Annotated in this window: 15 protein-coding genes and 1 pseudogene; 8 read left to right on the top strand and 8 right to left on the bottom strand. The window is 41.6% G+C overall.

Translation table 11 applies throughout. From position 1 onward, the window contains the following. Positions 1-264 (top strand): annotated as a pseudogene (locus LC605_RS26780) (DivIVA domain-containing protein); the annotation flags it as partial. Between the two features lie 252 nt (positions 265-516). Here LC605_RS26780 and LC605_RS26775 read toward each other — a convergent pair. The 5 genes from LC605_RS26775 to cysS all read right to left on the bottom strand — a co-directional run bounded on the left by LC605_RS26775 (position 517) and on the right by cysS (position 6,187). After that, on the bottom strand, positions 517-819 hold the full coding sequence (locus LC605_RS26775) for an XRE family transcriptional regulator (protein ID WP_229550530.1): 303 nt from the start codon (positions 817-819) through the stop codon (positions 517-519). Then, positions 806-1,210 carry a type II toxin-antitoxin system RelE/ParE family toxin gene (locus LC605_RS26770; protein WP_229550529.1) on the bottom strand — a complete coding sequence of 135 codons (405 nt, stop codon included), beginning with the start codon at positions 1,208-1,210 and terminating at the stop codon, positions 806-808. Before LC605_RS26770 ends, LC605_RS26775 begins: the two co-directional genes overlap by 14 nt. Positions 1,211-1,310: 100 nt before the next feature. Then, positions 1,311-2,657 (bottom strand): TldD/PmbA family protein, encoded by a 1,347-nt coding sequence (locus tag LC605_RS26765; protein WP_229550528.1) that lies wholly within the window; start codon positions 2,655-2,657, stop codon positions 1,311-1,313. 307 nt (positions 2,658-2,964) lie between these two features. Then, positions 2,965-4,404, bottom strand: coding sequence for a TldD/PmbA family protein (locus LC605_RS26760; RefSeq protein ID WP_229550527.1), 1,440 nt, complete (start codon positions 4,402-4,404; stop codon positions 2,965-2,967). Positions 4,405-4,630: 226 nt separating this feature from the next. Beyond that, complete coding sequence (gene cysS, locus LC605_RS26755) at positions 4,631-6,187, bottom strand: cysteine--tRNA ligase (protein WP_229550526.1); 1,557 nt, start codon at positions 6,185-6,187, stop codon at positions 4,631-4,633. Positions 6,188-6,324: 137 nt separating this feature from the next. Here cysS and LC605_RS26750 point away from each other — a divergent pair, with 137 nt between their 5' ends. Next, positions 6,325-7,431: a GTP-binding protein gene (locus LC605_RS26750; protein WP_229550525.1), complete on the top strand. Its 1,107-nt coding sequence runs from the start codon at positions 6,325-6,327 to the stop codon at positions 7,429-7,431. Positions 7,432-7,610: 179 nt separating this feature from the next. Here LC605_RS26750 and LC605_RS26745 read toward each other — a convergent pair whose 3' ends face one another. After that, a complete protein-coding gene (locus LC605_RS26745; protein ID WP_229550524.1) occupies positions 7,611-8,417 on the bottom strand; it encodes an Rpn family recombination-promoting nuclease/putative transposase in 807 nt (268 codons plus the stop codon). Between the two features lie 127 nt (positions 8,418-8,544). On the opposite strand from LC605_RS26745, the gene dtd reads away from it, so the two are divergent. The 4 genes from dtd to LC605_RS26725 all read left to right on the top strand — a co-directional run bounded on the left by dtd (position 8,545) and on the right by LC605_RS26725 (position 10,530). Continuing rightward, positions 8,545-8,997 (top strand): D-aminoacyl-tRNA deacylase, encoded by a 453-nt coding sequence (dtd, locus tag LC605_RS26740; protein WP_229550523.1) that lies wholly within the window; start codon positions 8,545-8,547, stop codon positions 8,995-8,997. Between the two features lie 103 nt (positions 8,998-9,100). Beyond that, entirely contained in the window at positions 9,101-9,442 is a 342-nt protein-coding gene (gene psb28, locus LC605_RS26735) for a photosystem II reaction center protein Psb28 (RefSeq protein WP_229550522.1), read from the top strand. Positions 9,443-9,541: 99 nt separating this feature from the next. Continuing rightward, on the top strand, positions 9,542-10,045 hold the full coding sequence (locus LC605_RS26730; protein WP_229550521.1) for a molybdenum cofactor biosynthesis protein B: 504 nt from the start codon (positions 9,542-9,544) through the stop codon (positions 10,043-10,045). Between the two features lie 80 nt (positions 10,046-10,125). After that, positions 10,126-10,530, top strand: a complete 405-nt coding sequence (locus LC605_RS26725) for a tetratricopeptide repeat protein (protein ID WP_229550520.1) — start codon at positions 10,126-10,128, stop codon at positions 10,528-10,530. 24 nt (positions 10,531-10,554) lie between these two features. On the opposite strand, the gene LC605_RS26720 is transcribed toward LC605_RS26725, so the two are convergent. Continuing rightward, positions 10,555-10,908, bottom strand: coding sequence for a hypothetical protein (locus LC605_RS26720; RefSeq protein WP_229550519.1), 354 nt, complete (start codon positions 10,906-10,908; stop codon positions 10,555-10,557). A 299-nt stretch (positions 10,909-11,207) separates the two neighbouring features. Next, the gene (locus LC605_RS26715; RefSeq protein ID WP_229550518.1) at positions 11,208-11,474 is read right to left on the bottom strand and encodes a hypothetical protein; all 267 of its coding nucleotides are present in this window, start codon (positions 11,472-11,474) and stop codon (positions 11,208-11,210) included. 75 nt (positions 11,475-11,549) lie between these two features. Here LC605_RS26715 and tnpA point away from each other — a divergent pair, with 75 nt between their 5' ends. Both tnpA and LC605_RS26705 read left to right on the top strand, forming a co-directional pair. Then, positions 11,550-11,873: an IS200/IS605 family transposase gene (gene tnpA, locus LC605_RS26710; protein WP_229550517.1), complete on the top strand. Its 324-nt coding sequence runs from the start codon at positions 11,550-11,552 to the stop codon at positions 11,871-11,873. A gap of 4 nt (positions 11,874-11,877) precedes the next feature. Next, a partial coding sequence (locus LC605_RS26705) for a transposase (RefSeq protein ID WP_229550516.1) occupies positions 11,878-12,076 on the top strand: 199 nt, incomplete at its 3' end.

Raw genomic sequence — 12,076 nt, 5'->3', positions numbered from 1 at the left:
GTAGATGCCAGACAACTCCAAGAACTTGCCGAAGCTTTAAGTGAAGTCCAACTCCGGCTCATATCTGTCTCCACTAGTCGGCGGCAAACTGCGATCGCTCAAGCTCAAGAAATTGAAGATGGTGCTGATGTTTATGCCGATGGCATTTTGGGAAATATCCAGCAGGATCTTAAAGAGATGTTGCGAATTGTCACCAACGGACGGCAACAATTGCAAATTGATAACCTTACCCAGCGCAATTCACCTCCTGGTAAGAAAAAATAGAGGTTCTAACCAGAGATGAGGAAAAATTCTAAGTTGGGTTTCGCTATTGCTTAACCCAACAATTTTCATTAAGGAAGACTTTTAGGGAACCTAGCTGGTAATAGATTTAAAATTTTGGCTTGTAATAAAGCAGGATTTTTAATAAATGTTCACTTTCGCTCAAGTTAACTTAAGTAGGTCGGCGCAATTAAAGCTAACTGGCTAAGGCTGTCATTAGTAAGGGTTTTAAGTTTCAGCATCAGGGTGTAGGTTTTAAACAACTTCTTTAGGTGACATTTTAATTTCTACTTTTTGATTTAAAGCTGCTGCAATCCGAGCCAACATAGACAAAGAATGTCCCTCATAGTCAGCATCTTCCAATCGCGCAATGACTGACTGGGTAGTACCGACTTTTGCAGCTAGTTGTTGCTGGGTTAGTCCCTCTTGTTTGCGTGCATCGTAGATGATTTGAGATACTTGAGCATTTATTGATGATTCTCTAACCATCTCTTGTAATTCTGGGTCTGACTTCATCATTCTTTTAATGATTTTCAGTGCATCATTAGTTTTCTTCATCTGTTTCTTCCTCTGGTTCGATATAAGTATGAACTTCTGAATTGAGTATGAATAAATTTTTGTATGTTAATGCTAAATCAATTTCTCGATCTGGAACTTGGTTATCCTCTTTAATGATGGCATGAGCTAAAATCACTACGTTTTGACCATGAAAAAAATATAGAATTCTATACTGTACTCTGACGTGCTTGGCTCTTAGTTCATAAATACCATCACGCAGAAAATCTGCGGCGGGTCGTCTTAATTCAAAACCATACTCAGCTAATTGCTCAATTCTGGCGATGCAGTTTGCATATCCCTTACGATCTTGTTTGAGTAATTTGTTTAGCCACTTTAAGACTGGAACTTCTCCTCTATCATCCTGAAAGAAAATAATCCGTGTTTCTGGCATTGTCTGGGTAATGGTTAGGCATACTAGGAACTTTATCGCAAAAATGCGATTTTAGTGAGTGGGCAGCACAGCCAAGGACACTAACGCCGAGCGTATTGGATTACAAGGTGTATGTAAAATCTTCTACCAGCATACCGGGAACTAAACTACCTCCTAGTTGGCGACTTTCATATGTTCCTACTTCGGGGATGAATTCTTGAAAAGTAGTTAAATCTACTAAGTTTTCTCCCCAGAAGCGATAAAGACTTTCATCAAAACGTAAGTTTTCAATGGGGGCAATAATTTCTCCGTTTTCTACCCAAAAACAAGCATAACGAGTCATACCTGTGACTCTACCAGTTTGGCGATCGCTCCAATTCAAATAATGCAAATTTGATACATATAATCCTGTATCTAAACTCGGAAGAATCTGCTCAGATAATAAATTTCCTGGACTCACTTCTGGCGATCGTAAAGTCTCTGAAGCATTAGCGCCGTTGGCAGTTTTTTGATATTCTTTAGCAGTCCGAGAATTCACCAAAGTATTTACCAAATGTCCTTTTTCTATTACCGGTAACTCCGGTGCTGCTATTTCTCCCAATTCATTAAATCGTGGTACTAATCCCCGTTGAAAGTTTTCTTTCAAATTAAATGCAGTCGAAAGTTGTTTTTCTTCACGCCATAGAGCAGCTAAAGAACTATTTCCTTGCTGAATATCAGCTTGACTCACAGAACCCCAAGAAAGCATGATTAATAAATCTGCAACAGCAGCAGGTGCAAAATAAGTTTTGTATTGTCCCCGTGGTAATTCTTTAACTGGGCGAGCCAGCAATTGTAGTTGAGTTTTTGCTTCGCTAATTTTGGCTATATAAGCAGATTTATTCCAATGACTCCCGGCGAATGTGCCCTTAACTGCTTGTCCCGATGGGGAGAATAGAGAATAATCTAAGGTAAAAGAATCAGTAGCAAACCAGTGTTTTTGACCGCTAGAATCACCATAAGCTTTAATTACTATTCCCCCTGCATATATCCCTGTAAAATCCAATTCAGCAACTAATTCTAATACAGTTGGGACTACTGCTTCCGCCGCCAATAAATTACCAGAATGTACTTCTCGGCTGATATTACTTCCTGATGGCAAAATTAGATATGGATCGATGGGTAGTAGAATAAGTTCGTCACGTAGTTCCTGCAAAGCAGTATATGCTAACTGCCAGTCTATCTCCCAATTTCCAGTAAAGGGAAACTGCCGAACACTGCTGCACTGATCTGCCATCAAAGTCAGTTCGATCCAGCCATCAGCAACACAACCAGTTTGTCGCACCTTCGCATGATTAAAACGACTAAATTGACTTCTTTCACTGCTTAGTCTCACAGTGAATTCTTCCTTTTCTGCTTTTTTGAACAGGAGACTTTCAATTAGTCGATTAAAGCTGACTTCTAACGCAGATAATTCCTCAATTTTCATATAATATATTAAATATTAATAGACAGTGGGAGAGAGTTAGGAGTTAGGAGTTAAAAGAATTTTTGTAAGTAGTTAGGCGTAAATAAATTCAAGTTTGTAGTCAGGACTTTAGTCCTGATAATCCTTTTTTTTGAGCGATGAATCGCTCACTACGAGCTAGGATTTTATTTGATGTTTAATTATGCCTACCCACTTAATTCCAAACTCCAAACTCCAAACTCCAAACTCCAAACTCCAAACTCCAAACTCCTAACTCCTAACTCCTAACTCCTAACTCCTAACTCTTAACTCCTAACTATTGTATTTTTCAACTTCCTCCACCAAAAACTTCAACATTAGCAAATACACAAACAGGTGAACCGTGTCCTACCGAAATGGCCTGATTTGGTTCTCCTTTGCCACAATAAGGAGTACCATACATTCGCCAGTTTGTGGCATCTCCTACTTGGATTAAACTATGCCAAAACTCTGGTGTTGTGGCGCGATAGTTAGGATTACGGAGGGTTTTGGTGAGTTTACCTTTTTCAATTAATTTAGCGTACTCGCAACCAAATTGGAATTTGTAGCGGCGATCGTCAATTGACCAAGAACGGTTAGATTCCATGTAAACACCGTGTTCTATCCCACCAATAATTTCTTCAAAAGTGCCGTTTAGAGGTTCTAAATTCAAGTTTGCCATGCGATCGATCGCTGGTCGATTCCATGAGGAAGCACGGGCACAGGCTACTCCTGCTACACCTGCTCTGGCTTGACTCTCTAGACTGCCTAAACCTCGTTGGAGTACGCCTTCTTTAACCAAATACTGCCGTGTTGCTACAGCACCCGTATCATCAAAGCCATAGCTGGCAAATTCACCAGGGACGGTGGGATCAAAGGTAATGTTCATCAGTGGCGAACCATATACTAGGTTGCCAAAATCACTTTTATTAACAAAACTGCCCCCAGCATAGTTACGCTCATCTCCCAAAATTCGGTCAATTTCTAGGGGATGCCCGACACTTTCATGGATTTGCAGCATCATTTGGTCTGAGGCTAAAACTAAATTGGTGCGGGTAGTTGGGCATTCTTCTGCTGTCAAGAGTTCTACTGCTTGTTCGCCAATTTGCCGCACCCGATGCCATAAGTTTTCTTGTTTTAAAAGTTCGAGTCCGCCTTGGTAACAGTTTGCCTGTGAACCATTGTTACTGCGCTGCTGTACAACCGTTCCATCTTGGGCTGTGGCTCCGTAATGAGTGCCGATAGATAGTATTTTTTGATAGACTTCCGAGTCGTTGCTGCTGACAAACCAAGACTCTCTTTCGGTTGTGCTAGCACTGGCGATGGTTTGCACAATTTTGTCGTCAACTTTGAGTGTTTGGCAAATACGAACCAGTAAATCGTTGATTTCTCCTGGACTCAGAGCATCCAATGGCTTAATAAATGGAGATTTATATTCACCAACGACTTTAGGGCGCTCACTTTCACTGAAGGGATGTATCCACCATTCACTCGCTGCTAGTGCCTGTTTATAGGCTGTTTGAGCAGCAGATTGTAGAGATGGTAATTCCAGAGAGTTAGTAGCTGCATAACCCAGACAGCCATTAACCAAAACTTCCAGCATAGCTCCTACAGTGAAGGATTTGCCGTTTAACTGGGGTAAGCCGTCACGGACTGAACGGGTAGTAGAAGTTTCCTTTACGGCTCTAATACCAATCCAATCAGCAGGAATATCGAAACTAGCGATCGCTTTTTTAAGTTCAGTCCACATAATTTAGAGAATTGGGCATGGGGCAAAAGAGTGCTGAGTTTGGAGTTAGGAGTTTGGAGTTAGGAGTTTGGAGTTAGGAGTTTGGAGTTAGGAGTTTGGAGTTAGGAGTTTGGAGTTAGGAGTTTGGAGTTAGGAGTTTGGAGTTAGGAGTTTGGAGTTAGGAGTTTTGTTTATCTCCCTCATCTCCCTCATCCCCCTCATCCCCCTCATCTCCCTCATCTCCCCTCTAATTCCGGTGCCAGCGTGTGCCATCACGGCTATCAATTAGCGTAATACCTTCTAGTTGAAGTTCGTCACGAATGCGATCGCTTTCGGCAAAATTTTTGGCAATACGAGCTTCTTGCCTTTGCTGAATTTTCGCTTCAATTTCCCCATCGCTTAAACTATCATTCATAGGAATTTCCGCTTCTGGCTTGGCAGTGAAACCTAAAACATCGGCTAAAGTAATGAGTGTTTGCCAGGTTTTGAGTAACTCATCTGCTGATATCGTTGGTTTTCCTTGATGTACAAGGATATTCCCTTCACGGATTAATTCTTTGGCCATTTCAAATAACACTGCTAATCCACCAGGGAAATTAAAGTCATTATTGAGACTCATACAAAATAGTTCAGCAATATTATCGAATTTCCCAGTAGGATTACTTGCTGTATCCAATGGCCAACCCAGTTGTTCAGCATGTCCCTCAAAAAACTGACCTTCGGGATGGAGAATGGGATTATTTACTGTATCCAATGGCCAACCCAGTTCTTTACCATACTTGTAGCCAAACAATAATCCTTCTTTAAGGGTGTGCCAACCATTAGTTGCTGCGGCGATCGCTTCATCGGTAAAATCTATGGGTGTGCGATATTGAGCGGTTAGCACGAACAACCGCACTGCCATCGGGTCAACTCCTCGATCCAGCAGTTCTCGAATAGTGGTAAAGTTGCCCAAAGATTTGGACATTTTTTCACCATCTACCTTTACCATACCGTTATGTAACCAATAGCGGGCTAAGGGTTTTCCGGTTACGGCTTCAGATTGGGCAATTTCGTTTTCGTGGTGGGGAAAAATTAAGTCGGCGCCACCAGCATGAATGTCTATGGTATCACCCAGGCGATCGCGTACCATTGCCGAGCATTCTATATGCCACCCCGGACGACCTGCGCCCCAAGGTGATTCCCAAGCTGGTTCTCCCGGTTTTGCTGCTTTCCACAAGGCAAAATCAAAGGGATCTTTCTTTTTCTGGTACTCTGGATCATCTACGTTGACGCGTAGGCGTAGCCCGCCGTAGGCATCGCTTTTCCCGGCTTGCATATCTTCTAATTTGCGTCCCGAAAGCTTGCCATACTCAGCAAACTGTCGGACTGCATAATACACATCGCCGTCAGCAGGATAAGCAAAACCTTTATTTTCCAACTCATGAATTAATCGCTGAATCCCATTCATCGTGTGGGTAGCACGGGGATACTCATCGGCTTCCTTGATTCCCAATCGCGCCATATCCTCAAAATATGCTTTGATAAAGCGATCGGCTACAGCTTCCATTGAGGAATGTTCAACACAGGCTCGATTGAGAATCTTGTCATCAATATCAGTAAAATTTTGGATATATCGCACTTCATAACCGATAAACTGGAGGTATCGGCGCACTACATCCCAAACGATGCAAGCTCTCGCATGACCCAAATGGCAGTAGTCGTACACCGTCACGCCGCAGTAATACATCTTAACCTTGCCTGGTTCGACTGTTTCAAACGGTTCTTGACGACGGGTGAGGGTATTGTAAAGGGTTAGGGTCATAACAGAGTAATGCTGAAATAAGGAGATACGTAATAATAGGGTAAAGCAGCTGGGATGACTGTCCAGCACCCCTATGCTAGTGTTTTCTGGACTATCTGCGCTACATTACTATTTTTTGACTATTTGATAACAGCGCTATGCAATCAGCAGTTACACCCGAATCTTCGGCAATGGATACGCCCAAACAAGGAATGCCAGTAACAATTATTACGGGTTTCCTCGGTAGTGGCAAGACGACTTTACTTAATCATATCCTCAACAACCAACAGGGTTTAAAAACCGCCGTTCTCGTAAATGAATTTGGCGAAATTGGCATTGACAACGAGCTAATTGTTTCCACTGCTGAGAACATGGTGGAACTAAATAATGGTTGTATCTGCTGCACTATTAATGAGGATTTGGTAGATGCAGTTTACAAAGTTTTAGAACGCCAAGAAAATCTAGACTATCTAGTAGTGGAAACAACTGGATTAGCAGATCCGCTACCAGTAGCTTTAACATTTCTTGGCACAGAATTGCGGGATTTAACCCGCTTGGATTCGATTATTACTGTGGTAGACGCGGCGAATTACAGCCTAGATTTATTTAACTCTCAGGCAGCATACAGCCAGATTGCCTATGGTGATGTCATTGTACTGAACAAGGCAGATTTAGTCGATGAAGCCACTTTGAACGAGTTAGAAACAAAAATTAACGAAGTTAAGGAAGGAGCAAGAATTCTGCGCACCACGCGATCGCAAGTGCCACTTCCTTTAATTCTCAGTGTTGGTCTGTTTGAGTCTGATAAATATTTTGACACAGTGGTGGATGAACACGACCATCACGAGCATGAGCATCACGACCATGATGATCATGATCACTCAACATGCAGTCATGACCATCACGATCATCACCACGATCATCACCATCATTCTGACCATTTAGAAAATGATGGTTTCACTTCCATATCTTTCCAAAGTGATAAGCCTTTTTCTATTAGGAAGTTTCAGTATTTCTTAGATAACCAGCTACCCTCAAATATCTTCCGAGCCAAGGGGATTATGTGGTTTGATGAAAGTCCAAAGCGCCATATTTTTCACCTTTGCGGTAAACGCTTTACCTTGGATGATGATGAATGGCAAGGTCAATTGAAAAACCAAATCGTGCTGATTGGTCAAAATTTGGATCGTGAGGCTTTAATCACTCAACTCGAAAACTGCATTTGTCTACCTTCAAGCTCTCGCAGTAAAGGATTTGGGAAATAAAAGTTAGGAGTTAGGAGTTAGGAGTTAGGAGTTAGGAGTTAGGAGTTGGGAGTTGGGAGTTGGGAGTTAGGAGTTCCCAGGTGGAACCTGGGAATGCATTCCCAATAGCTCCGCCATCAATTTTGAGCAGTCAAAATCAGAGAATAGCGTAGGCGTAGCCCGTCGTAGACATTGCTTTCTCACTCTCCTGCATTACCAGCTTCTTCACTTCCCAACTGCTGTACCTGCTCCACAGATAACCCCGTCACTTTCGCCACTATTTCCACTGACATTCCCTCTTTGAGCAAATTCATGGCTACACGCCGCACTTCTTCAGCGCGACCTTCAGCGCGACCTTCAGCGCGACCTTCGGCTAAACCTTCAGCAAGGATAGCTTGATAAGTTACTGACTCCTGCATAAGTTCCTTCCGCAGCAATTGTTGAATTATCTCTTTCTCTAATACTAGCCCAGCCAGAATGAAGGCTGAGGCTGCAATATTATTTTGGATACGTTGATCAGTAATTTCTGATATTTCCTGAGCAACTTGCTGTAACGTAGCAGTGCGGTCATTTGTCTGACTTAACACCGCAAATGGTAATAATCCTGGATGCTCCAAAAATACACTTGTTGGTTGCTCCCAAAGACGAATTACCTCGAATCTATGAAAAGTTTCTTCTAAAGTGAATGTAGTTTGCTGCACAAGTTCTGAATTTGTCTGTTGTAGATAAATCACTACTTGACGCATTCGCTTATTCTTAAAACGACGATAGACTCGCAAGCGATAATCAATCATCCGAAAGGGAATATCAGCTTTCGGTTGGGTTTGGAATTCTAAATGCAGCACAAGCTCATCCGATTGAAGCAATATTAGTGCATCGGCGCGGATTGGTTCCAGAGAAAGTTCAGAAGGACTTAATTCAGTCAGGGTGATAGATTCTCCTAACAGCCAAGTGGCAAAGTCACTGGAGAAAGTTTCAGCAAGGAACTTACAAACGTTATCGAACATTAGCAGATTTTATCAGGTAGTAGGCGCTGATTGTTTCTATATTTAGTTTGTGGTTTAAAAATGTGTCAGCGTATCCTGTCGTAGACATGGCTTTAAAATTAAAAAGTTGATGAAAATCTAGATTAAAATGCGCGTTGTTATCCAGCGAGTTAAATCATCTCAAGTTTTAGTTAATGGTGAAATTGTCGGTAAAGTTGGACGGGGGCTAAATTTGCTCGTAGGTATTGCTAATACGGACACAGATGTTGAAATCGACTGGATAGTACGTAAGTGCTTAGAATTACGGCTGTTTCCTGATGCGTCAGGAGACGATCGCTGGCAAAAATCTGTACAAGAAATTGGCGGCGATTTGTTAGTGGTCAGTCAGTTTACCCTTTACGGTGACTGTCGCAAGGGCCGCCGTCCTTCTTTTGACCGTTCAGCCGCTCCCCAATCAGCAGAAGATTTGTATAATTGTTTTGTTACCAAGTTAAGAGCTAGCGGTTTACGGGTCGAAACAGGTCAATTTGGTGCAATGATGCAAGTTACGATTGAAAATGATGGCCCCGTAACTTTGTTACTTGAAAAAGAAGCAATTTAAGTATATACACTAAAAAAATAATCACAGTAGCCTGTAGCTCGTGGTGTTCTAATTGATGAGAGAATATTAAATTAACCATCACAAAAGTTTAAATTCATTCATCATGACGAAAATCCAGTTTTCTAGAGGTCTTGACGAAGAGGTAATTCCAGAGGTGCGCCTGACGCGATCGCGCACCGGTGACAGTGGTACAGCAACATTTATTTTTACGAATCCTAAGATTTTAGATCAAGGTAGCACCGAAGATATTACCGGGATGTACTTGATTGACGAAGAAGGAGAGATAATTACCCGTGAAGTTAAGGCTAAATTTGTCAACGGGAAACCGGAAGCATTAGAAGCACTTTATGTGATGAAATCTGCCCAAGAATGGGATCGCTTTATGCGCTTCATGGAGCGGTACGCTGAGGAAAATGATCTTGGACTTAGCAAAGCTAAAGAATAGGGTATAAGGCATTGGGTATAGGGCATTGGTAATTTTTTCATGTCCAATGTGCCATTACCCATGCCTAATTATTCATATCAAAAGTTAAAGGCTTGACCCATGACGCTACAACCTCATCCTGATTTGTCTGGAATTATGGTAACTTGTGCTGTGGTTACTGTCAGTGATACACGCACTTTTGAAACAGACGAAAGTGGCCAGCTAATTCAGCAGTTACTCTTGGGTGCTAACCATAGTGTAGGAGCCTACACGATTATCAAAGATGAACCAACACAAATTCAAGGGCAGATAGAAAATCTGGGTAAAAGCGCAAATGTGGATGCTATAATTCTCAATGGTGGCACGGGTATTGCACCGAGAGATACCACTTATGATGCCATTGAGAGGCTACTGGAGAAAACCTTACCGGGATTTGGTGAGTTATTTCGTTTTTTAAGTTATCAAGAAATTGGTTCGCGGGCGATCGCTTCTCGCGCCGTTGCTGGTGTTTATCAAAATAAACTAATCTTCTCACTTCCTGGTTCCAGTAATGCTGTGCGACTAGCAATGGAAAAACTGATTTTACCGGAACTGACTCACTTGGTAAGTCAAATGCGGAAATAGGTTAAACTGGTGAATATTTAAGTATGATCCCGTAATTATTGGTAAAGCTATGGAGCCTGTATCACTGACAGCCACCGCTATTGCAACTCTCATTTTCTCACTCAGAAGCTGAAGCGTTGCACTTGCAAGCATTAGAACTGAGGCAACGCCGACTCGGAAATAAACATCCTGATCTTGCATCTACCCTCAACAATCTGGCATTAGTCTACGTATCCCAAGAACGATACTCAGAAGCTGAATCTCTTTACTTGCAGGCTTTAGAAATGAGACTAGGTCAAACGCAAGAGGAACATCCTAATGTTGCCTATAGCCTCAGTAACCTGGGATTACTTTATGAATTACAGGGACGATACTTGGAAGCCGAACCACTGTACTTGCAAGCGTTGGAAATTATAGAGCAGCGATTAGGGGTAAATCATCCTGGCGCTATCAGATGCCGTGAAAAATTGGCAGATTTGCGCGATCGCCTCACCTCAGAACAGTAAAATTCAAGTTCTCAGCCTCATCAATCAAGCTTTTATTTCTAAGGTTCGTGTTCTGAACGAGAACGTTCCTGTTCTAAGTGAGAATGTTCCTGTCTCAAACGAGAACATTTCTATTTCAAGTGAGAATGTTCCTGTTCCAAGTGACAACGTTTCAGTTTCAAACGAGAATATTTCTGTTTCAAGTGAGAATATTCCTGTTTCAAGTGACAACGTTTCAGTTTCAAGCTCGACTTTTCGCCTTCTGATGTGGAATGATGGTGTTGTAAAGGCGTAGGCGTAGCCCGTCGTAGACATCGCTCTACCTTTTGACTCGAAGTTTTGTGTTCGCAGGTAAAATGATAGTGTTGTGAAGGCGTAGGCGTAGCCCGTCGTAGACATCGCTCGACTTAAATTGTAGAATGATGAGCAATCGCTTATGAGGATTGAGAGATGAGTGTGAGAGCGATCGCCTTTATGTGTTAGTAAACAATCTAAACCCGCATTTCTCACAAGCTCCCCTGCTCCCCTCGCGGGTGAAGTAATAAGTAATAAGTAATAAGTAATAAGTAAGATTCTTTACTCATTATTTATTACTTATTACTTATTACTCTTTACTTATTTAATTAATGAGATGTGGTGAGAAATCCAGGTGAAGCGTAGGCGTAGCCCAACTTAGGCATCGCCTTACAAAAAAAGCATTACTCAAACACATCAAACCCCTTCTCATTTTGCAATTTTCTATCAAAAGTTGCTGTCGAACTACACTGAAATTGTTGAGCGATTCCACCAATTAAATAATCAGAAAAATCAGCCTTTCCTTGTTGAAATCGCTGCAATGCTTGATAAACTACAGAGCGACTTTCAAACTCAAACGTCGAACATTGCAACATCAAATTTATAGCATTGCTAATTTCTCCTCTACTAAATTGATTTCTGCAAGCCGCACACTCGTGACTGGAAGTCATGAGTTAGGCGCTCCATATTTCCATATTTTTCTTCCTAGAGTATTGTACATGGTCACGCACATGGTATGATAAGGTATGGAAGTAAAACATGGCAGAGGTTATGTCTATGCAATTGAGTATCATATCGTATGGTGTGTTAAATACAGACATAATTTACTGAAAGATGAAATAGCCGAGTTTCTAAAAGAGGTTTTAGTTGAGACGGCAATTCTCTACAAGTTTAAAGTTGAGAGCCTTGAGGTAGTAGAAGACCATGTTCACGTTTTAGTGTCTGCAACACCTCAGCACACCATCCCAAACATAGTCAAAATGCTAAAAGGAATATCGGCCAGAAAACTGTTTTTAAAGTTTCCTCAACTTAAGAAAAAGCTATGGGGAGGACACCTTTGGAATTGCTAGTATTTTGTGTGAAACAGAGATAGAAAAATATCCCCAAGTGACGCAAAGTATTGGTTTAGACCTGGGAATTAAATCTTACCTTGTTACAAGCAATAGTGAAGTTGTAGATAATCCAAAGTATTATAGAACTCAAAAAAGGAAATTACGTAAAGCACATAAAAAACTATCCCGTAGTGTAAAAGGTAGTAACAATAGAGTCAAAG

This window comes from Nostoc sp. CHAB 5836 (genome assembly GCF_020829445.1).
Lineage (GTDB): Bacteria > Cyanobacteriota > Cyanobacteriia > Cyanobacteriales > Nostocaceae > Nostoc.
Note: the sequence above shows the minus strand (reverse complement) of the source record. Positions and strands in the feature narration are given on the sequence as shown.